This window comes from Shewanella sp. MF05913 (assembly GCF_059758095.1).
Genome location: NZ_JCAYNT010000001.1, coordinates 331,458 through 352,186, shown reverse-complemented (window position 1 = coordinate 352,186; position 20,729 = coordinate 331,458). Strand labels below are relative to the sequence as shown.

The window sequence follows — 20,729 nt, the reverse complement described above, 5'->3', positions numbered from 1 at the left end:
CGGTATTTTTAATCAGCGGGACAACTTATTTAGCAGTACGGCCATCATCATGACATGTGTCACACGTTGGTTTTTCGCCAACTTTAATTTCATGCGGAGCATGACAATCTGCACACATTAACGCACCATCATGCGCTTTATGGGTATCATCCATCTCTGCAAGTGAACCATGGCAACTTTGACATTGTTCAAATTCATATGCACCATCAGCTGATGGCTCTTCATTAGCATGGCAGTTTTCACAGCCACCCATTTCAACGTGAAACTCTGCGAGGGTTTCATCAGCAGCAAATGATGCAGAAGACATCATCATTACCGCGAAACCTGCCGCAAACAATGCGCTGAGTAGTTTGTTGCTCATTATTCATTCCTCCAATTTAGTGTATGCCCGCATTCTTATTATCTGACGCGGGTCTTACACTGAAGCACGACACTTTACTTAAGAATTAACTCACCCCTTTATATCGACCGAAATCAAAATTGAGCGACAATATAAAAGTAGTAAATTAATTCACTTTAAGCAAAATTAATTTAGATTAAGCAATAATAACAGTCTTACTTGTTTGAATATGTGCGCTACATCATGTAACTCGATGGTTTTTAGTGATTAAATTAACTTTCACGCCAGAAAAGCCTAATGTAGCAACACCTTATGTATTGGTTTTTATAAGCCAAAAAAAGCCCCAATCAATGTTGAGGCTAACAATAGTAAACTGAATATATTGTCTAAGTTAACTTCTAGATTTTTCTAACCTAGCCAGTAAACTCGAGGTATCCCAACGGTTACCTTTCATCGCTTGCACTTCTGAATAAAACTGATCGACCAATGCGGTAACCGGTAAATGACTACCATTTCGGCGAGCTTCATCTAATGCAATGCCTAAATCTTTACGCATCCAATCAATCGCAAAACCAAAATCATATTGACCTTGCCACATGGTTTGATAACGATTCTCCATTTGCCAGCTTTGCGCAGCACCTTTACTGATCACTTCAATCACTTTAAGGCCATCTAAACCGGCACTCTTAGCAAAGTGAAGCCCTTCAGCCAATCCTTGAACCACACCGGCGATACAAATTTGATTGACCATTTTAGTCAATTGCCCTGATCCCACAGGCCCTAACAGTTCAGCACAGCGACTGTAAGCAGTAAGAACAGATTTAACAGCATCAAAATGGACTTGCTCACCGCCCATCATTACCGTTAATAGGCCTTTTTCAGCGCCAGCCTGGCCGCCAGATACTGGCGCATCTAAAAAGCCAATATTGAGTGGTTGAATATGCTCTGCAATCTCACGGGCAACATCAGCTGAAGCCGTGGTATGGTCAACCAAAATCGTACCTGCGTGCATACCCTGTACGACGCCGTGCTCACCTAATACCACTTGACGCAAGTCATCATCATTACCGACACAGGTAAACACGATATCTTGGCCTTTCGCTGCTTCTTTAGGTGTAGCGGCAGATTGACCACCAAATTGTTCAACCCACTGAGCAGCTTTTGAGCTTGTACGGTTATATACAGTGACCTCATGGCCATTTTTAACTAAATGCCCCGCCATCGGGTATCCCATTACGCCTAAACCAATAAATGCGACCTTGGCCATGATTTTTCCTTATTTATTCAACTGAAGGTTTAACGTGTGCTTCCATTTCAGCACCGATACGCTTACGCATATCCATTAAACGTAAAGCACTATCACGTAAACGAATATCATCTGCTGTTGCCGGGATCCACTCAGGAACCGATGTTGGATGACCTTCATCATCTACTGCAACCATGATAACAATACAATGAGTGGTTAAATGACGTTCTGATTCTTTGGGATCGCCCGCTTTTACATCTATCGCAATATGCATTGATGTTGTACCGGTGTAAATCACTTTACCCGTTACCTCAACAATATTGCCTACATGGATAGGTTTAACAAAACGGATCCCGCCAGCATAAACCGTAATGCAATATTTACCGCTCCAACCCGCAGCAGTTGCATATGCGGCTAAATCGATCCATTTCATTACAGCACCACCGTGCACTTTACCGCCAAAGTTCACATCTGCAGGTTCGGCCAAAAAACGTAATGTAAGCTTTCTATCTTTACCGGCCATAAAGCCTCCCAGTCATTCGATGGTGTATCAACGATACACTTTGTACCGATACAAAAAAAGCGCACTAGGCGCTTTTTATCTTGAACAATATTAATCTATTTTTTTGAATAGTAGCGAACCATTCGTTCCACCAAAACCAAATGAATTACATAACGCGTAATCAAATTGATGGCGGCGTGAAGTATGCGCAACAAAGTCTAAATCGCATCCTTCATCTGGGTTATCTAGGTTAATCGTTGGCGGTACGTGTTGATCTCGAAGCGCAAGCAAAGTAATGATGGCTTCAATCGCACCTGCTGCGCCAAGTAAATGCCCTGTCATTGACTTAGTTGAACTCACCAACAAATCATAAGCATGTGGGCCAAATACCGCTTTAACCGCGGCAGCTTCAGCTTTATCGCCGGCATGAGTTGAAGTGCCATGGGCATTGATGTAACCCACTTGTTCTTTTTGGATCTGTGCATCGTTAATAGCATTAACCATTGCAGCTGCTGCACCTGCGCCATCACTTGGCGGCGAGGTCATGTGAAATGCATCGCCGCTCATACCAAAACCCACTAATTCGCCGTAAATTTTAGCACCGCGCGCTTTAGCACGTTCATATTCTTCCATGACAATAACGCCGGCACCATCGCCAATCACAAAACCATCACGGTCTTTGTCCCATGGGCGGCTAGCTGCGGTTGGATCGTCATTACGGGTTGATAATGCTTTAGCTGCGCTAAAACCGGCTACGCCCAATGGACTGGTGACATCTTCTGCACCGCCAGCAACCATTACATCGGCATCGCCATAAGCAATAGTACGGGCGGCAAAACCGATATTATGAACGCCTGTAGTACAAGCGGTCGTCACTGCAAAGTTAGGACCTGTCATGCCATACATAATCGATAAATGGCCTGCGATCATGTTAATAATGGTGCTCGGCACAAAGAATGGCGACACTTTACGTGGTCCACCATTTAATAATGCCGAATGGCCTTGTTCAATTAACCACATCCCCCCCATACCAGCACCGATTGCAGTGCCCACACGAGCTGGATTTTCTTGGCTCATGTCTAAGCCTGAATCGGTAACGGCTTGAATGCCTGCGGCCATGCCGTATTGGATAAACAAATCCATTTTACGTGCATCTTTTTTTGTTAAGTATTTTTCGACATCAAAATCTTTAACCGAACCACTAAAACGCGTGCCAAATTCGCTGGCATCAAATTTAGTGATTGGCGCGATACCACTTTGGCCTGCCAATAAGGCATTCCAAGAAGACTCGACATCATTACCTACTGGAGTCACAAGTCCAAGACCTGTGATGACGACACGACGTTTAGACATGATATTCACCTTTAAATAAAAATCTGCCACGATGCCATTATTGCGATAACGCTAAAGGAGTATAAGAAGGGATATGTTAGTGCAATTAAATGGAACGAGCGTTTACAAATGCTTTAAACAAAAACAGGCGGCATAAATGCCGCCTGTCAATGTGAATTCTTGATTACTGATTCTTAGAAACGTAATCGATCGCTGCTTGAACAGTAGTGATCTTTTCAGCTTCTTCGTCAGGGATCTCGGTATCAAACTCTTCTTCTAGAGCCATAACCAATTCAACCGTGTCTAGAGAATCAGCGCCTAAATCGTCTACAAAAGAAGCAGCTGATTTAACGTCTTCTTCTTTAACGCCAAGTTGTTCGATGATGATTTTCTTTACACGTTCTTCGATGTTGCTCATTAGTTTTCTTTCCTATTCAAATTACGCACTTGCGTAAGATTGCGAGTAGTTTATTCGAATTAGATAACAATGCAAGCTTAGATTTTGTGGTCTAACCACAAAAATTAACATTGAATTGTCACTAACACTGACTCAAATGAAGGTAGTTTCCTACCTATCGCCCTTAAACCATGTACATACCGCCATTCACATGCAATGTTTCGCCTGTGATGTAAGCGGCTGAATCCGAGGCCAAAAACAATACTGCATTGGCAATTTCTTGTGCTTGCCCTAAACGTTCCATCGGAACTTGCGACATAATAGCTTGTTGCTGCTCAGGTGTCAGCTCATCTGTCATATCTGTCTGAATAAATCCAGGTGCAATAGCATTCACTGTTATTTGACGAGATGCAACCTCTCTTGCAAGAGATTTTGTAAACCCTATCAAACCCGCTTTTGCCGCCGAGTAATTTACTTGACCAGCATTACCCATTGTACCTACTACTGAACCGATACTGATAATACGTCCGAAACGTTTTTTCATCATAGATCGCATTACAGGTTTAGACAATTTAAATAATGACGTCAAATTGGTGTCAATAATGTCTTGCCATTCATCATCTTTCATCCGCATCAATAAATTGTCGCGAGTGATACCAGCGTTGTTAATAAGAATATCAACATCACCCGTTTTTTCTTTGATCTGGCTATACAAATCGGCAACCGATTGAGTATCAGTGACATTTAACACCATCCCAAAGCCTTTGTCACCTAGGTATTGCTGAATTGCTGCCGCGCCTTTTTCACTGGTCGCGGTACCAATAACGACTGCACCTGCTTGTTGTAGCGATTCAGCAATTGCACGGCCAATGCCACGACTCGCGCCGGTAACTAACGCTACCTTGCCGTCTAGACTGATGTTAAAGCTCATAAAAACTCCTTTATTCGGTTAATGCCGCAAATGAAGCAACATCATTTACCGCTTGAGCGGATATGGATTTATTAATTCTTTTTGTTAACCCGGTTAATACTTTACCAGGCCCACACTCAACTAAATTTGTAACACCTTGTGTCGCCATAAACTCAACCGTCTCGCTCCAGCGAACTGGGCAATATAATTGACGCACTAAAGCCTCTTTTATTAAATCAGCGTCAGTTGGCATAGCAACATCGACGTTATTAATCACATTAATGCTTGGGGCAGAGAACGTCACATTAACTAACGCTTTAGCTAATTCATCAGCAGCAGGCTTCATAAGCGCACAGTGAGATGGCACACTTACAGGCAAAGCTACGGCCATTTTCGCACCAGCGGCTTTACACGCAGCGGCTGCGCGTTCAACTGCGGCTTTTTCACCGGCAATCACGACTTGACCTGGGCTGTTATAGTTAACTGGACTGACAACATCACCTTGGGCAGATTCAGCACACGCCGCGGCAATGGCCTCATCATCGAGCCCAATAATGGCAAACATCGCACCAGAACCTGCTGGCACAGCTTGTTGCATTAATTTACCACGCAGCTCAACTAATTTAACGGCATCGGTAAATTCAATCACCCCAGCACACACTAAAGCAGAATACTCACCTAAGCTGTGACCCGCTAACAAACTTGGCATTGGCTTGTTAGATGCTTGATATGCACGCCAAATCGCCACACTTGCTGTCAGTAATGCTGGCTGAGTTTTATCTGTCTCGTTTAACGTTTCAACTGGGCCATTGGCCACTAAATCCCATAAATCATAACCTAACGCGTGACTCGCTTCGGCAAAAGTTTGCCCAATAATGTCGTTAGACTGTGCCAAGTCTGCTAACATTCCAACAGCCTGAGAACCTTGACCAGGGAATACAAAAGCAACATTTTCCATAAACACTTACCTGTATAAGAATTGATTTAAGTAACTGCACATTTAAATAAAAGCATATTTAAATAAGAGTAAATTTAAACATTAATAACGAATGAGGGCACTGCCCCATGCAAAACCGCCACCAAAGGCTTCGAGCAATAATAATTGACCACGTTGAATACGACCATCACGCACGGCTTCATCAAGCGCAATAGGCACTGAGGCTGCGGACGTATTACCGTGTCTGGCTAACGTCAATACCACTTTATCTAAACTCATATTGAGTTTTTTGGCAGTGGCATTAATAATGCGGAAATTGGCTTGATGCGGCACTAACCAGTCAATTTCAGACTTATCGACGTTATTTAAACGCAAAGTTTCAGTGACCACATTCGATAACTGAGTGACGGCAACTTTAAATACGTCATTGCCTTTCATTGTCATAAAACTAACGGCTTCTGAACCTTCACCAGAGCGAGGAGGAAAAGCGCACTTTAATAAGTCGCCTTGACTACCATCAGCATAAATATGGGTCGCAATAATACCTGGTGTATCACTTGCGCCAATAACAGCAGCACCTGCACCATCACCAAATAGAATCACAGTTGTTCGATCGGCAGGGTCGCACATGCGCGACAATACATCAGAGCCAATGACTAATACTTTTTTAGCGGCACCTGTTTTGACGAATTGGTCGGCGACAGACAACGCATACACAAACCCTGAACATGCGGCGGCAATATCAAAGGCTGGAATATTTTTAACGCCGAGTAAGGCTTGAATTTCGCAGGCTGCTGCAGGGAATGCATTGGTTGCACTTGTGGTGCCACAGACAATCATGTCTAACTCGCTGGCATCAATGCCGGCCATTTCAAGCGCTTTTAATGCCGCTTGATGGCCCATGGTTGCCACCGACTCGTCTACAGCAGCGATGCGCCGCTCAGAGATACCGGTTCGGTCAACAATCCATTGGTCATTGGTTTCAACCATTTTTTCGAGATCTTGATTGCTACGTACTTGCACAGGCAGATAACTGCCTGTTCCGAGAATTTTTGTGTGCATATATGAGATCAGCTATTGATGTCTAAAAGAATCGACTCCAAACGATCTTTAATCATTTCAGGAAGACGACGTTTTGCTTCTGTTGCTGCTAAATTTAATGCTTGTAAAAATGCAGCTTCATCCGCGTTACCATGACTCTTTACTACTATTCCGCGCAATCCTATCAGACTTGCACCATTATAGTGGTCGGGGTTCATCTTACTGAGTACAGCTTGTATGTGTGGAGCGATGAGTTTGGAGAGTAAACGTACAAAAAAGCCGTCTTTTAAACCGCGCTTTAATTGATGCACTAATAACTTGGCAATGCCTTCGGAAGTTTTAAGGGTAATGTTACCAACAAAACCATCACAAACAATGACATCGACATTACCAGTATAAATTTCGTCACCTTCAACAAAGCCAATGTAATTGACTTGATCGGTGTGTTGTAACAACTGTGCAGCTTGTTGAACTTGATCGTTGCCTTTTACTTCTTCGATGCCCACATTCAATAATGCCACTTTCGGGCGCGCTTTTTTATGGACGGCTTCACATAAAACCGAACCCATAATGGCGAATTGAAATAATGCTTCAGAGTCACAAGAGACGTTTGCACCTAAATCGAGCAAATAAACCGGCTTGCCAGTAACCGCAGGTAAACAAGACACTAATGCAGGCCTATCAATACCCGGTAAGGTTTTTAGCAATACTTTTGCCATTGCCATTAATGCACCCGTGTTACCTGCGCTGACGCAAGCGGCCGCTTTTCCGTCTCGTACTAATTCCAGAGCAATTCTCATTGAACTGTTTTTACGTGAACGCAAAGCATGAACGGGCCTATCACACATGGTGACAACTTCGGTGGTATGGATTATTTCAATACGGTCTAAATCAGTAGAAGGTGTTTGAGGTAAATATTTTTGAATTTCGGTTTGATTACCAACCAAAATAATTTTGAGGGTGTTATGAAATTTCAGTGCCTGCATTGCTGCAGGCACTGTCACGTGGGGACCGTGATCGCCCCCCATCGCATCTAACGCAAGCGTCAGATTTGTCATCAGATAATCAACAAATTACTTGTTGATTACCTTTTTACCGCGGTAAAAACCATCAGCAGTCACGTTGTGACGTAGATGTAATTCACCGCTAGTAGCGTCTACTGATAATTGAGCAGTGCTCAATGAATCATGTGAACGACGCATGCCGCGCTTTGAACGTGATTTTTTATTCTGTTGTACAGCCATTTGACCTGTCTCCTAGATTACTTGCTCTTCAGTTTTTCTAACACTGCAAACGGATTTGGACGCTCCTCATGAGCGGGTTCGATCTCGCCTACAACTATATCTTTCGACCCTAATTTGCAATCAGTATCTTCATGCATAGGGATGATCGGCATAGCGACTATCAATTCATCTTCAATCAATTGATGCAGACGTACTTCGCCAATCTCATTACACTCAATTGGGTCATACGCATCCGGGAGCTCATCGATTTCTGCCTCAGTCTTACAAGGACTAAAACAAAAGTCGACCGTAACCTCCGTAGTATATTGTGTCATGCAACGTTGACATAGCAGAGTGAGCTCCGTCACAGCCTTCCCGCGAAGGTAGACTATCCCCTGTAAGTCGACGCCACATTCCAACGACACAACTACGTTGGAACAGTCGCCGGCACATAACTCGCTTAATCGCTTAAGTTGCTCACCTGGCACGAAACCTTCATAACGAAGGCCGCTTGAGGCAGCGCGTATAGGATCAATTGAAACCGGTATCTTTACTGTTTGCATAAGGCGCGCATATTATAGTTTGAAAACGCTGGAGTCAAAGAAAATTTCCGTAAAAATACGGTCATCTCACCTAACACTGACTATTTAGGTATTCTTTAATCCGGCATTGAATTTGAAAGTTGGCAAATTTTACCGAACCAAACCCCATCACACAAGCATTACTCGGTGAAAAATACTCCATTTGACCTAATGAATGCAGTAAACTGCACGATAATTGATTATTGATAAATAAATAGTGAAATAAACCCGATGAATTTCAATCTTATACTCGCATCAACGTCCCCTTTTCGGCAGCAACTATTGCAAAAATTAATGCAACCATTTGACTGTGTTAATCCCGATATAGACGAAACACCACAGCAAAATGAAACAGCAACGGCATTAGTGCAACGTTTAGCTGAGCAAAAAGCGCTCGCGGGTGCCAAATTAGCGATTAAAACAGATTCAACACAATTAATTATTGGTTCAGATCAAGTCGCAGTGATAAACGGGCAGATTATCGGTAAACCCCATACTGTCGACAATGCGATTGCCCAACTAAGTGCCGCATCTGGCCAGGCCATAACCTTTTATACTGGGCTTGCCGTATATAACCAAGTCACACAGCAGATGTTATCGTGCATCGAACCTTTTACAGTACATTTTAAAAGCTTAACGCAAGCACAGATCCGCTATTATGTCGAAACAGAGCAACCTTTATATTGTGCGGGAAGTTTTAAAAGTGAAGGCCTAGGGATTGCGCTGTTTAGCCGTTTAGAAGGTGATGACCCCAATACCTTGATTGGCCTGCCATTAATTAAACTAATTGAGTTGCTACAACAACAAGGTATGGATGTGTTAAGTAAGTCATCCGTGATGAGAAGTTAGTCGTAAATAATAAGTAGGCGGGAATAAGCAGACTTTACGAAAAAGCTGTGTGTAAATGAGGGCTTTCAATCAATATCGTGAAGCCCAACATCATATTACAAGTAATCGCGAATTGCAGAAGCTTGACTCACAATAGCCAAAGGCTGAAGCACTTGTAACCGCGCTTCATCATGGGCACCATAACTCACACCAATACTGGCCATGTTAGCGTTATTGGCCATGGTTAAGTCATGAATTGAATCACCAATCATAATCGCTTTGTCAGCGCTGATCTCAAAATGACTTAACAAACTTTGAAGCATTTCTGGGTGCGGTTTACTTTGAGAATCACTAGCACAACGTGATGCATGAAAATACTGATCAAGCCCAGTCAACTCAAGTACCCTATCTAACCCCTCGCGTGCTTTGCCCGTCGCAATTGCTAATAAATACCCAGCGTCATGTAGCTGCTTAATCAATAATTCCACACCGTCGAATAACGGTGTTGGATAATCGCTGGCTAAATGATGGCGACGGTAACAATCAATAATTTGTTGATGATCTTGATGCCCGGCAAACAAAATCGGCATAATCGTAGGCAAAGACAATCCAATCACATCTCTTACTTGTTGCTCAGTCGGCACCGTTAATGCTAACTCATGCGCCACACCTTGCATGCAGGACACAATTTTACCCACGGTGTCCATTAACGTGCCATCCCAGTCAAAGATGACTAAATCAAATGCTTTGTCTTTACGCTTCACGTTATGCCTTACTTTTTTGATTCAACACATTGCACATACTGTGGTTTAAGTTCGTTTGAGCTTGTCCAAAGTATTCAGTAATATTTCATCTAATGGTGCTTTGACTTGCATGACTTCATTATTTTCAGGATGAGTAAACTTGAGCTCAGCCGCATGCAAAAACAGGCGGTCTAATCCTAACGCTCTCATGCTGTCATCAAATTGTTGCTCACTGTATTTGTCATCACAGGCAATTGCATGGCCCGCATATTGGCAATGCACACGAATTTGATGTGTACGACCTGTCACAGGGCTGGCTTTAACCAAAGTACACCCTTGATAGCGTTGCATGATTTTGTAGCGAGTCTCAGACTCTTTACCTTCTTTATTGACGCGAACAATTCGTTCACCCGATTTTAAGGTAATTTTCAATAAAGGCGCTTTGACCACTTTATCGCTTGCTTGCCAATCGCCACGCACTAAGGCTAAATAATCCTTTTGCATGGTTTTACTGCGCAGTTGCTCATGTAAATGCTTTAATGCACTGCGTTTTTTAGCCACAAGCAGCACACCTGAGGTGTCTTTATCTAAACGGTGTACTAGCTCTAAAAATTTCTGTTGTGGCCGCAGTGAACGTAACCCTTCAATCACACCATAATCAACACCACTGCCACCATGTACAGCAATACCAGCAGGTTTGTTTAACACAATAAGATGATTATCTTCGTGGATAATCCGTTCTTCAAGCTGCGACACTCGAGATAAATTAGGCGATGGCGCTTTGCGATTATCTTTCTCAGCCATTCTCACCGGCGGAACACGCACGATGTCACCGATTTGCAATTTGTATTCTGGCTTTATGCGCTTTTTATTTACGCGCACTTCTCCTTTACGCACAATCCGATAGATCATGCTCTTAGGAACACCTTTTAATTTGGTGAGTAAAAAATTATCGATGCGTTGTTCAAAATGATCTTCGTCGATAGTCACGTATTCAACTTGGGGGGTAGTTTCAGTATTCATGATGCGCCATATAGTAGTAACCGCAATAGTGTACCTTATCTTGCAAATGATTGGCTATTACCATGGCGGACTTGAAATAAATACATGAAAGAATATGGGCTTTTGATTGATGACAATAGCGTTTGTTGCTATATTTGCGCTCAGGTTGAGAGTAAACAGTGGATAAAGTGTTCACAACTTTCACCAAATGCGAAAGAACTGCAATTAAGAAAATGAGCTTTATCGGTAGCAAGTCATTGATTTGCAAATTGTATCTAAATAAAAAACGACAAGAAACGTTTCGACAATTAAACCGTAAGTCTTCAATAAAGATTTCAATTTAACTGCAGTAAATCGCCCCAAATTCGAACAATATTTTAGCTTGTTATCAAACAAACCGATTCGACTTGGGCATTAACGGATTAAATTACCATAATTTATGGGGTTGGTTGTAAGTCAACGAATTCCTTGTTTTTGTAAATATTAGAAAATAAGCCATAAATAGGATGCGACACGCAGCGACTGCGTTTTACAGTGATGAGCACCTAATTGCCTGAAGCTAACCGTGAGGTTACACCGATTAATTCAGGCCCGTAATGCAGAGAGATCGTGTTGTTTGATGACCTCATTTAGAAGAATCACGTCATCATGAAACGTATGTTAATTAATGCAACTCAATCAGAAGAGTTGCGTGTTGCCCTTGTAGACGGGCAACAACTGTATGATCTAGATATCGAAAGTCCTGGTCACGAACAGAAAAAATCAAATATCTATAAAGGTAAAATCACTCGCGTAGAGCCCTCACTTGAAGCTGCTTTTGTTGATTATGGCGCTGATCGTCATGGTTTCTTACCGCTTAAAGAAATTGCCCGCGAATACTTCCCTAAAGGTTACTCATTCCAAGGTCGTCCTAACATCAAAGAAGTGGTGCAGGAAGGTCAAGAAGTCATCGTCCAGATTGATAAAGAAGAACGCGGTAATAAAGGCGCGGCTCTAACAACCTTTATCAGCCTTGCGGGCTCATACTTGGTACTTATGCCAAACAATCCTCGTGCTGGCGGTATTTCACGTCGTATCGAAGGTGATGAACGTACCGAGCTTAAAGAAGCTATCTCTGAACTTGAAGTACCAAATGGCATGGGCTTAATCGTTCGTACCGCTGGTGTTGGTAAAGAGTCAACTGAACTTAAGTGGGACTTAAAAGTACTTCAACACCACTGGGATGCCATTCAAGAAGCGGCACAAACTAAACCGGCACCATTCTTAATTCATCAAGAAAGCAACGTGATTGTACGTGCTATTCGTGATTATTTACGTCGTGATGTCGGTGAAATCCTCATCGATCACCCGCGCATTTTTGAAGAAGCTAAACTGCATATAGGTTTAGTTCGCCCAGATTTCGTTGAACGTGTTAAGCAATATGATTCAGAAGTGCCGTTATTTACTCACTTCCAAATTGAGTCGCAAATTGAGTCAGCATTCCAGCGTGAAGTGCGTTTACCGTCTGGTGGTTCAATCGTAATCGACCCAACAGAAGCATTAACGTCTATCGATATTAACTCTGCTCGCGCCACTAAAGGCGGCGATATTGAAGAGACTGCACTAAACACCAACCTTGAAGCTGCTGATGAAATTGCGCGTCAATTACGTTTGCGTGACTTAGGTGGTTTAGTGGTTATCGACTTTATCGATATGACGCCTGTTCGTCATCAACGTGAAGTTGAAAACCGTATGCGTGATGCCGTGCATCATGACCGTGCTCGCGTGCAATTAGGTCGTATCTCTCGTTTCGGTTTAATGGAAATGTCACGTCAGCGCCTGCGCCCTTCCCTTGAAGAGTCAGCAGCACATTTATGCCCACGTTGTCATGGCCAAGGTACTATTCGTAGTACTGAATCTTTAGCGTTATCCATTTTACGTTTAATGGAAGAAGAAGCCATTAAAGAAAATACCACTCAAATCGAAGCTATCGTTCCGGTTGATGTGGCGGCATTCTTGTTAAACGAAAAACGCAAAGCGATTCGTATTACTGAAGAGCGTCATGAAGTTGAAGTGTACATCATTCCAGATGCCCACATGCAAACGCCAGAGTATCGTGTTGTTCGTCGTAAAAGCGATGATGAAGTTAGCGAATCTAGCTACAAGCGCGTTGAAAAACCGTCATCAAAGTTATATGAACCACGTAAACTTGAGCGTGCAGCGTCACCAGAACCTGCTTTAAAAGGTTTTGCTGCACCACAAAAAACAGCAATAGATGAAGCGGCTCCAACGCCTGCTCCAGTGGCTAAAGCCCCTGTTGCTGCAGCGCCATCTCAACCAGGATTCTTTGCGCGTATCGTTTCAGCAATCAGTGCACTGTTTGCCACCAGCGATAGCGAAACCAAAGACACTAAACCGGCTGCGCCAGCAAAAGATGCGTCTCAGGCTAACAATCGTCGCCCACGTCGTAATGACAGCCGTAACGATAGTGCGAATCGCAACACCAGCCGTAACGACAGCCGTAACGACAGCCGTCGCCAACGTACTGACAGCGATAAGCCAAAAGACGGTACAGAGCCACGTACTCGTAACAAACGTAATGATCGTAATAGCAAAAATAATGCTCAGGACGATAGCGTTAAAAGCAAACCGCGTAATGAGAAAGTAGACACGCCATTAGCAGAAACTAATGAGCCGAAAGCTGCCGATATCAATACTGAAAAATCACCTAAGCAAGAAGCGGCTCGTGAACGTCGTCAACGTCGCAACATGCGTCGTAAAGTACGAATCGAAAGCGAACAAACTGATGATACAGTTGCAAAAACAACGGATGCGAACGATAAAGCAGAAGAAGTTAACACAGCAGAAATCAAAGCGGTAGAGCCTAAAGTAACTGAAGAAAAGTCAGAAACTAGAGCGCCTCGCAGCCGTCGCCAGCCACGTAAAGAAAGAAGCGAACAATCGAATGAAGCGCAAGCTAAAAACAATACAGAAACATCAGACAATACTGATAAAACAGTAGCGTCAGCGCCACAAGCAACGACAGATGTTGTTAAAGCAGATGCTACTGAAGTTCAAGTTGAAGCGAATGCGGTTAAAGCAGAGCAAACAACTGCGACAAGTGAAGTGGTTAACGAAACCAGCAATACTGAAGCAACTGTTGCCGTTGAAAACACCGTAAATGGTGATGCTGCTGATGACAACGATGCAGATGCAGATGCATCTGAAGACGCGAAAGCAGATGGCCGTGAAGGTCAACGTCGCAGCCGTCGTAGTCCTCGCCATCTTAGAGCTGCGGGTCAACGTCGTCGTCGTGATGATAGCGACACAACTCAACAAGCAGTATTTACCTCTGTTGATGAGTTAGAGAAGCAGTTAGATGCTGAGCAATCTCAAGACAAGGCACCAGTAAAGCAAGCAAACGTTGAAGCCACTGTTAAACCGGTAACTGACACTCAAGTTGAAGTAACAGCGGTTGCGACTCACTCTGAAGCTGCAACACCTGTTGATGCGCCAAAGGCAGAAGCTGTAGTTGAAACCAAAGCAGCACCTGTTGTTGAACCTGTTGCAGAGAAAGCGGTTGAAGCACCTAAAGCTGTAGAGCCTAAAGCAGAACCGATAGCGGCAGCAGCTCCTGAAGTTGTTAAAGCTGAAGTTACTCCTGAAGTGAAAGCTGAAGTAGTGAAGGCTGAACGAGTAACGGAAACAGTTAAATCTGAGCCAGAAGTCAATGTCGCTCACGAAAAATCAGTAGCTTCAAATGCTTCTGCGCCAATGGCCAAACCTGCTGCTATGGTACGCAAAGTTCAAACTGAGACTGTAACTGATGTTAAATCAGAGGTTACCGCACCGGTTGAAGCTGCGCCCAAAGCCCCCGCTAAAGCCAGTCGTTTTGGTTCAATGGTGTCTTCAGATATGACTAAGCCGACTGTTGATGTACGCGAACAACAAGCAGTACCGCAAGGTCGAGCTTATGAAGCGCAAGCTGAAACCAATGCACCTAAAGTCGCAATGGGTAACAGTGCATCATCTGATATGGCTCGCCCAGGCAAGTAATATCATAAGGAGTAATAATACTTCTTAACCATAAAGCCATGCTTAGCATGGCTTTTTTATTGGGTTATTTTTAGTTCTGCGGCGCGATTTCGAGGTGTAAAATTGACTGACAAGTTATATCTGTCCTGTAGTTGTTGATAGAAATGCTGTGCTGACGGCCTGATGATTTACATCGGATAGGATATGTGATTAAAGCCAATATGATTGAAGCGGATGAAATGCAATTAAGTACGTATATTCACAGGTTTCAGGCTCAACGTATAAACGCCATCAAAGTCTTTTGAAAAGCGGCAACATAAAGATAAAAAAGGGAGCGATTGATGATTCAACCTCCCCCTTTTTATTTAACTGACGCACTACTGTTAACCAATACTTTTGACTAGTGCATTAATTTTAACTAATGCATTAATTTTAACTAGTGAACTATTTTTTGCGTTTATCAGCGAATTTTCGCATCACTTTATCAAACTTTGGTTTCACCACTAACTGGCAATACGGTTGTTCGCCATGTTTAGCAAAGTAATCGTCATGATAATTTTCTGCCGGGTAAAATGTATCAAAAGCACTAATTTGAGTCACGATAGGGTTAGGCCAGATTTGTTGTGCATTCAAGCGGTTGATAAACGCATTGGCTAAGTCAACTTGTTCACTGTTATGCGCAAAAATAGCCGAACGATATTGTGGCCCTTTATCGTTGCCTTGTTGATTTAATGTCGTTGGATCGTGACTTTCGAATAACACGGTTAAGAGTGTTTCATAGCTAATCAGAGCCGGGTCAAACTCAATGTGCACAACTTCAGCGTGCCCAGTACGCCCCGAACATACCGCATCATAGTTTGCCTCTTGTGCATCGCCACCGCAGTAACCAGACTTAACACTGATCACCCCCTCAAGTTGAGCGAAAATCGCTTCAACGCACCAAAAGCAGCCCGCACCAAAAGTGGCTTTTTGATTACGACTAACAGCCATATTTGATGCGTTTAATTCATCGATTGATTTGAACACCATCGACACTGAATTAACGCAATGACGTACATTTTTATCCGTCAGAAATTCACCTTCAAATACATGGCCTAAATGTCCACCACACTGACCGCAGGTAATTTCAACACGACGCCCGTCGGCATCAGGGGTTCGCTTAACGGCACCCGTAATCTCATCGTCAAATGCGGGCCAGCCACAATGAGCGTTAAACTTATGTTCGCTCTTGTATAAAGGTGCCAAACATTTTTTACAGCAATACACGCCTTGAGCATCATGGTCCACATACTCGCCACTAAAAGGGCGCTCTGTGCCTTTTTGTTCAATCACGTATTTTTCAAAGTCGGTTAAATTATTCATTGCTTGTTCTCACTGATTTTTTGCGGCATCGATAAACAATACGCGAGATCAATAGCATCAGTTCAACCAATACTCTTTGAATACGCGCAAATAATTGCGACAAAGTGTGACTAAGGTTACCATTGACGTGGGTCAACACACTAATAAGAAATATATAATGAAACTTAATACAATTGATTATTTAGCACCAGATAGTGCTGAGCGCTTTGTCGAGTCACTTCGTGAAACGGGTTTTGGGGTATTAACAAACCACCCTATTCAAAAGCAACTTGTCGAAGACATATACCAAGAATGGTATGCATTTTTTCAGTCTGAAGAAAAAAATGAGTTTTTATTTAATAAAGAAACTCATGATGGATTTTTCCCTGCATCAGTGTCAGAAACCGCCAAAGGCAACACAGTAAAAGATATCAAAGAATATTATCATGTGTATCCATGGGGTCGTATTCCTGATTCACTTCGAGCAAATATTCTTGCTTACTACGAGCATGCCAATACCTTAGCCTCTGAATTACTTGGCTGGATTGAACAATATACCCCTGCAGACGTAGCGGTTAACTATTCTATTCCACTACCAGACATGATCGCGCAAAGCGAAAAAACCTTATTGCGTATTTTACATTACCCACCGATGAAGGGTAATGAAGAAATGGGCGCTATCCGCGCTGCTGCACATGAAGACATCAATTTAATCACCTTATTGCCTGCGGCAAACGAGCCTGGTTTACAAGTTAAAACCAAAACAGGTGAATGGATAGATGTGCCAAGTGATTTTGGTAGCATCATTATTAATATCGGTGACATGCTTCAAGAAGCCTCTGGCGGTTACTTCCCGTCTACATCACACCGCGTGATTAACCCTGAAGGTACCGACAAAACTAAGTCGCGTATTTCACTGCCATTATTTTTACACCCTAATCCAGATGTTGTACTGTCTGAGCGTTATACCGCTGACAGTTACTTAATGGAAAGATTACGTGAGTTAGGTGTTATTTAACCTTAACGTGATTAAATAGCACTAAGACTAAGCGCCGTTAGGCGCTTTTTTTATGCTTTTACTAAGTTAACAAGGTACAATACGGCTTTTATATTCTTTGATTAAATATTCCGTTATTTACTCGAATATTTACTCGAACAGGCATTCGGTTATAAGGCAACATCATGGCAATTCAGTGGTATCCAGGACACATGCACAAAGCACGTAAAGAGATTGAAGAGGCGATGCCTCAGGTCGATCTTGTTATTGAAGTGCTCGATGCGCGCATTCCCTACAGCAGTGAAAACCCAATGGTGTCACAACTTCGTGGCGATAAACCGTGTATTAAATTGCTCAATAAATCAGATTTAGCCGATCCCGCGGTCACAGAACGTTGGATTGAATACCTCGAGCGTGAACAAGGCGTAAAAGCTTCAGCGATTACCACCTTACAACCCGGCATGGTGAGAAATATTCCAGATATTTGCCGTAAATTAGTGCCTCATCGTGATGTGATGGAAAAAGACATCCGCACTATGATTATGGGTATCCCAAACGTGGGTAAATCGACCATCATCAACACCCTCGCTGGCCGAACTATCGCCAAAACGGGTAATGAACCAGCGGTGACCAAAACCCAACAACGCATTAATCTACGAAACGGTATTGTGCTTTCTGACACGCCTGGGATTTTATGGCCAAAAGTTGACAACGAAGCCAGTAGTTATCGTCTTGCGGTAACCGGCGCCATTAAAGACACAGCAATGGAATATGAAGACGTGGCAATGTTTGCCGCAGACTACTTCTTAAAAGCTTACCCTGAAGCGATTTGCGAGCGTTATAAGCTCAGCTCTTTACCCGATACAGACATAGGCTTACTTGAAGCCATTGCTGGCTCTCGTGGTGCGTTGCGTCCGGGTGGACGTATTGATTATCACAAAGTCTCGGAGTTGTTATTACACGATTACCGATCAGGACGGATTGGTTTATTAAGCTTGGAAACACCTGAGATGGCAGAAATGGAACAAATCGAAGTTGCCCGAGTATTAGCAGAAAAAGAAGCAATAAAGCAGCAAAAAATTGAACAAGAAAAACTAAAGCGCTCAGGTAAACGTCACAACGACTAGTTTTTACCTTTATCGCTAACACCAAGGAAATTGTTCAAACCAAGAATATTGCTCAAACTAATAATATCGCTAAAACGAAGAGTATCACTCATCACGATTAACGGGGTAATTGCTTACCCCGTTTTCGCTAATACCAATTGCTTCGCTAACTCAGCAAGGCTAGTTTCGAGTAAATCTATCACCAATTCAAATCCCCTGTCACCACCATAATATGGGTCTGGCACTTCCTTTATTCCTTCGCCTACAAAAGACAAAATCAAGCGGATTTTATATTGTAAGTGCGCAGGACAACGTGAGTACAAATCGATTAAATTGGCCTCATCTGCCGCTAAAATCAAATCAAATGTGTCGAAGTCACTGTCAATAACTTGCCTGGCTTTCATACCTGAAAAATCTAAACCACGCTTGCGTCCCGCTATCATACTGCGAGGATCAGGAGCGTTACCTTGATGAAACGCAATTGTGCCTGCAGAGTCTATCTTAAGCGATAATCCGTGTAATTTAGCTTGCTGTTTAAATACGGCCTCGGCAGTCGGTGAACGACAAATATTGCCCATGCACACAAATAACACTGACGAGACGTTGGTTAAATTTGTATTATCGTTCATGTCTCTTACCTGTTGGTTTATTTTTGAGATGACTATATTGCTCAGGTGGTGACTTATCGATTCACGTTTAAACATGATGTATTTTACAGTTAATTCGATGGCCTATCTTCAATGATACGCAGTCAATGAACTACCATCAATAAAGCCGACACTATTGAGCGGGTCGCTCGCGTAAAAACGTGGCAAAACGCGGAGTCCCTTTTTGGGTAAACCCTAAATATTGATAAGTAATAATCGTACCTATAGCGGGCGGATATTGTCTTTGTATGTCACTGAGCCCACTGCCAATATTAAACACTTTTCCTTGGGGCGTTTTAACCGTTAATGCACCGAGTTGTCCTGTGTATTTGCCTTTACCTGCAGTGTGAGCAATCACCACAGCTTCTGCATCATATTTCGGTTTTAATTTTACAATATATGGACTGCGTCCAACGGTATAAAAAGCATGGCGATAGTGCAGCATTAACCCTTCTCCGCCAGTATCGACCACGCTATCAAGCTCAGAAAAGAGCGTGTGATTATCTGCAAACGTTAATTGTGAAATAACCTGTAAGTGAGCAGAATTAACCTTTTGAGCGAGTTGTTGCATCGCCATATACCGTTGTTCAAAGGTGCCACTATGTTGCGGTAAATCAAATATCATAAACGTGACAGACTGCCACTCTTGAATTTGTGTATGCTGGCGACGAACCAGGGCAGAGATTTGCTCAAACTGCTCCCGACCTAGCCATAACTCACCATCAATAGGGTATTCAGGAAAGCCTTGCGTAAAAGTTTCAGGAAGGTTAACCGTGCGCCCACTTCTCGTTAACATCTGTTTTCCCGTCCAGTATCCTCGCACCCCATCTAACTTTTCGCTTACAAGGTAATCGGTTACATCTAAATCGGCAGCATAGTGACTCGCAAGTTGAATTTCAGGCTTGGGAAGCGCTTCACTTTGGCACACCATACAGATCATCAAGAATACAACGGAAAATAGAAAAGTGTGAACACGTAACATAAGCAATCCTTGCATAATAGCTTGAGCCTCATGGCAAGCTAAAGCCTAGTACAAGTCGAATAAATGTGCACATATAGCCAAAAACACTGGTAGCTGTGGTCGTGAATGTTACAATCAGCACAATGTGAACAAAAAGAAATAAAAATAATGAAACCAGCAAATAATCATGGTCTTAAACGCGTATTTAGAGCAACGGGATTCTCAATAAAAGGCCTAAAAGCCGCATGGCAAAATGAAGCTGCATTTAGACAAGAAGCCGTTTTAGCTATACTAATGTTACCTATAGCTTTACTTGTTAATGTCAGCGCACCTGAACGAATATTATTGATAATGACACTGATGATTGTGTTGATTGTTGAATTACTCAATTCAGCCATTGAAGCCGTAGTGGATCGTGTCGGTGATGAGGTCCATCCATTAAGTGGTCAAGCCAAAGACATTGCATCTGCAGCAGTGTTTATCAGTTTAGTTATGTGCGCAATCACTTGGGCGATGATTCTTTTGCCATTAATTTAATCCTATCTAGCAACAGGTCTTACCCCAGATGGCTTAGTAGACAA

21 protein-coding genes are annotated in these 20,729 nt (G+C 42.9%); 5 read left to right on the top strand and 16 right to left on the bottom strand.

Translation table 11 applies throughout. The features are described 5' to 3' along the window. Nucleotides 1–25: 25 nt before the first annotated feature. The 11 genes from cctA to yceD all read right to left on the bottom strand — a co-directional run bounded on the left by cctA (nucleotide 26) and on the right by yceD (nucleotide 8,491). Complete coding sequence (gene cctA, locus AC19MV_RS01585; RefSeq protein ID WP_498297558.1) at nucleotides 26–361, bottom strand: tetraheme c-type cytochrome CctA; 336 nt, start codon at nucleotides 359–361, stop codon at nucleotides 26–28. Between the two features lie 370 nt (nucleotides 362–731). Continuing rightward, nucleotides 732–1,607 carry an NAD(P)-dependent oxidoreductase gene (locus AC19MV_RS01580; RefSeq protein WP_498305406.1) on the bottom strand — a complete coding sequence of 292 codons (876 nt, stop codon included), beginning with the start codon at nucleotides 1,605–1,607 and terminating at the stop codon, nucleotides 732–734. A 13-nt stretch (nucleotides 1,608–1,620) separates the two neighbouring features. Next, complete coding sequence (locus tag AC19MV_RS01575; RefSeq protein ID WP_432399695.1) at nucleotides 1,621–2,109, bottom strand: acyl-CoA thioesterase; 489 nt, start codon at nucleotides 2,107–2,109, stop codon at nucleotides 1,621–1,623. 90 nt (nucleotides 2,110–2,199) lie between these two features. Next, entirely contained in the window at nucleotides 2,200–3,441 is a 1,242-nt protein-coding gene (fabF, locus tag AC19MV_RS01570) for a beta-ketoacyl-ACP synthase II (protein WP_432399696.1), read from the bottom strand. 163 nt (nucleotides 3,442–3,604) lie between these two features. After that, nucleotides 3,605–3,838, bottom strand: a complete 234-nt coding sequence (acpP, locus tag AC19MV_RS01565; protein WP_011496723.1) for an acyl carrier protein — start codon at nucleotides 3,836–3,838, stop codon at nucleotides 3,605–3,607. A gap of 163 nt (nucleotides 3,839–4,001) precedes the next feature. Further along, nucleotides 4,002–4,748 carry a 3-oxoacyl-ACP reductase FabG gene (gene fabG / locus AC19MV_RS01560; protein WP_498297561.1) on the bottom strand — a complete coding sequence of 249 codons (747 nt, stop codon included), beginning with the start codon at nucleotides 4,746–4,748 and terminating at the stop codon, nucleotides 4,002–4,004. A 10-nt stretch (nucleotides 4,749–4,758) separates the two neighbouring features. Further along, nucleotides 4,759–5,685: an ACP S-malonyltransferase gene (gene fabD, locus AC19MV_RS01555; RefSeq protein ID WP_432399698.1), complete on the bottom strand. Its 927-nt coding sequence runs from the start codon at nucleotides 5,683–5,685 to the stop codon at nucleotides 4,759–4,761. 81 nt (nucleotides 5,686–5,766) lie between these two features. After that, a complete protein-coding gene (locus tag AC19MV_RS01550) occupies nucleotides 5,767–6,726 on the bottom strand; it encodes a beta-ketoacyl-ACP synthase III (protein WP_498305404.1) in 960 nt (319 codons plus the stop codon). Nucleotides 6,727–6,734: 8 nt separating this feature from the next. Continuing rightward, nucleotides 6,735–7,763, bottom strand: coding sequence for a phosphate acyltransferase PlsX (plsX, locus tag AC19MV_RS01545; protein WP_432399700.1), 1,029 nt, complete (start codon nucleotides 7,761–7,763; stop codon nucleotides 6,735–6,737). A gap of 15 nt (nucleotides 7,764–7,778) precedes the next feature. Beyond that, on the bottom strand, nucleotides 7,779–7,949 hold the full coding sequence (rpmF, locus tag AC19MV_RS01540; RefSeq protein WP_011636967.1) for a 50S ribosomal protein L32: 171 nt from the start codon (nucleotides 7,947–7,949) through the stop codon (nucleotides 7,779–7,781). A gap of 17 nt (nucleotides 7,950–7,966) precedes the next feature. Beyond that, nucleotides 7,967–8,491 carry a 23S rRNA accumulation protein YceD gene (yceD, locus tag AC19MV_RS01535; RefSeq protein ID WP_432399701.1) on the bottom strand — a complete coding sequence of 175 codons (525 nt, stop codon included), beginning with the start codon at nucleotides 8,489–8,491 and terminating at the stop codon, nucleotides 7,967–7,969. 249 nt (nucleotides 8,492–8,740) lie between these two features. Between yceD and AC19MV_RS01530 the strand changes: the two genes are divergently transcribed. Then, entirely contained in the window at nucleotides 8,741–9,358 is a 618-nt protein-coding gene (locus tag AC19MV_RS01530; protein ID WP_498305402.1) for a Maf family protein, read from the top strand. 95 nt (nucleotides 9,359–9,453) lie between these two features. Here the strand turns inward: AC19MV_RS01530 and AC19MV_RS01525 are convergent, their stop codons facing one another. Together AC19MV_RS01525 and rluC are read right to left on the bottom strand one after the other, a co-directional pair. Further along, entirely contained in the window at nucleotides 9,454–10,101 is a 648-nt protein-coding gene (locus AC19MV_RS01525) for an HAD family hydrolase (RefSeq protein ID WP_498305401.1), read from the bottom strand. 45 nt (nucleotides 10,102–10,146) lie between these two features. Then, nucleotides 10,147–11,103 carry a 23S rRNA pseudouridine(955/2504/2580) synthase RluC gene (rluC, locus tag AC19MV_RS01520; protein ID WP_498305399.1) on the bottom strand — a complete coding sequence of 319 codons (957 nt, stop codon included), beginning with the start codon at nucleotides 11,101–11,103 and terminating at the stop codon, nucleotides 10,147–10,149. A 627-nt stretch (nucleotides 11,104–11,730) separates the two neighbouring features. On the opposite strand from rluC, the gene rne reads away from it, so the two are divergent. Further along, nucleotides 11,731–15,117 (top strand): ribonuclease E, encoded by a 3,387-nt coding sequence (gene rne, locus AC19MV_RS01515; protein WP_498305398.1) that lies wholly within the window; start codon nucleotides 11,731–11,733, stop codon nucleotides 15,115–15,117. Nucleotides 15,118–15,540: 423 nt separating this feature from the next. Here rne and AC19MV_RS01510 read toward each other — a convergent pair whose 3' ends face one another. Further along, entirely contained in the window at nucleotides 15,541–16,458 is a 918-nt protein-coding gene (locus AC19MV_RS01510; RefSeq protein ID WP_498305396.1) for a bifunctional methionine sulfoxide reductase B/A protein, read from the bottom strand. Between the two features lie 157 nt (nucleotides 16,459–16,615). On the opposite strand from AC19MV_RS01510, the gene AC19MV_RS01505 reads away from it, so the two are divergent. Continuing rightward, a complete protein-coding gene (locus tag AC19MV_RS01505; RefSeq protein WP_432399709.1) occupies nucleotides 16,616–17,455 on the top strand; it encodes an isopenicillin N synthase family dioxygenase in 840 nt (279 codons plus the stop codon). A gap of 164 nt (nucleotides 17,456–17,619) precedes the next feature. Then, the gene (gene ylqF, locus AC19MV_RS01500; protein ID WP_432399711.1) at nucleotides 17,620–18,561 is read left to right on the top strand and encodes a ribosome biogenesis GTPase YlqF; all 942 of its coding nucleotides are present in this window, start codon (nucleotides 17,620–17,622) and stop codon (nucleotides 18,559–18,561) included. 113 nt (nucleotides 18,562–18,674) lie between these two features. Here ylqF and AC19MV_RS01495 read toward each other — a convergent pair whose 3' ends face one another. Next, nucleotides 18,675–19,169: a low molecular weight protein-tyrosine-phosphatase gene (locus tag AC19MV_RS01495; protein WP_498305395.1), complete on the bottom strand. Its 495-nt coding sequence runs from the start codon at nucleotides 19,167–19,169 to the stop codon at nucleotides 18,675–18,677. A 151-nt stretch (nucleotides 19,170–19,320) separates the two neighbouring features. Further along, nucleotides 19,321–20,169 carry a DNA ligase gene (locus AC19MV_RS01490; protein WP_498305394.1) on the bottom strand — a complete coding sequence of 283 codons (849 nt, stop codon included), beginning with the start codon at nucleotides 20,167–20,169 and terminating at the stop codon, nucleotides 19,321–19,323. Nucleotides 20,170–20,316: 147 nt separating this feature from the next. Here AC19MV_RS01490 and AC19MV_RS01485 point away from each other — a divergent pair, with 147 nt between their 5' ends. Beyond that, nucleotides 20,317–20,685 (top strand): diacylglycerol kinase, encoded by a 369-nt coding sequence (locus tag AC19MV_RS01485; protein ID WP_498305392.1) that lies wholly within the window; start codon nucleotides 20,317–20,319, stop codon nucleotides 20,683–20,685. The last annotated feature ends 44 nt before the right edge of the window (nucleotides 20,686–20,729 follow it).

Coding starts and splice junctions, on each gene's coding strand:
- cctA (WP_498297558.1), bottom strand. CDS start 361: ATGAGCAACAAACTACTCAGCGCATTGTTTGCGGCAGGTTTCGCGGTA.
- AC19MV_RS01580 (WP_498305406.1), bottom strand. CDS start 1,607: ATGGCCAAGGTCGCATTTATTGGTTTAGGCGTAATGGGATACCCGATG.
- AC19MV_RS01575 (WP_432399695.1), bottom strand. CDS start 2,109: ATGGCCGGTAAAGATAGAAAGCTTACATTACGTTTTTTGGCCGAACCT.
- fabF (WP_432399696.1), bottom strand. CDS start 3,441: ATGTCTAAACGTCGTGTCGTCATCACAGGTCTTGGACTTGTGACTCCA.
- acpP (WP_011496723.1), bottom strand. CDS start 3,838: ATGAGCAACATCGAAGAACGTGTAAAGAAAATCATCATCGAACAACTT.
- fabG (WP_498297561.1), bottom strand. CDS start 4,748: ATGAGCTTTAACATCAGTCTAGACGGCAAGGTAGCGTTAGTTACCGGC.
- fabD (WP_432399698.1), bottom strand. CDS start 5,685: ATGGAAAATGTTGCTTTTGTATTCCCTGGTCAAGGTTCTCAGGCTGTT.
- AC19MV_RS01550 (WP_498305404.1), bottom strand. CDS start 6,726: ATGCACACAAAAATTCTCGGAACAGGCAGTTATCTGCCTGTGCAAGTA.
- plsX (WP_432399700.1), bottom strand. CDS start 7,763: ATGACAAATCTGACGCTTGCGTTAGATGCGATGGGGGGCGATCACGGT.
- rpmF (WP_011636967.1), bottom strand. CDS start 7,949: ATGGCTGTACAACAGAATAAAAAATCACGTTCAAAGCGCGGCATGCGT.
- yceD (WP_432399701.1), bottom strand. CDS start 8,491: ATGCAAACAGTAAAGATACCGGTTTCAATTGATCCTATACGCGCTGCC.
- AC19MV_RS01530 (WP_498305402.1), top strand. CDS start 8,741: ATGAATTTCAATCTTATACTCGCATCAACGTCCCCTTTTCGGCAGCAA.
- rluC (WP_498305399.1), bottom strand. CDS start 11,103: ATGAATACTGAAACTACCCCCCAAGTTGAATACGTGACTATCGACGAA.
- rne (WP_498305398.1), top strand. CDS start 11,731: ATGAAACGTATGTTAATTAATGCAACTCAATCAGAAGAGTTGCGTGTT.
- AC19MV_RS01510 (WP_498305396.1), bottom strand. CDS start 16,458: ATGAATAATTTAACCGACTTTGAAAAATACGTGATTGAACAAAAAGGC.
- AC19MV_RS01505 (WP_432399709.1), top strand. CDS start 16,616: ATGAAACTTAATACAATTGATTATTTAGCACCAGATAGTGCTGAGCGC.
- ylqF (WP_432399711.1), top strand. CDS start 17,620: ATGGCAATTCAGTGGTATCCAGGACACATGCACAAAGCACGTAAAGAG.
- AC19MV_RS01495 (WP_498305395.1), bottom strand. CDS start 19,169: ATGAACGATAATACAAATTTAACCAACGTCTCGTCAGTGTTATTTGTG.
- AC19MV_RS01490 (WP_498305394.1), bottom strand. CDS start 20,169: ATGTTACGTGTTCACACTTTTCTATTTTCCGTTGTATTCTTGATGATC.
- AC19MV_RS01485 (WP_498305392.1), top strand. CDS start 20,317: ATGAAACCAGCAAATAATCATGGTCTTAAACGCGTATTTAGAGCAACG.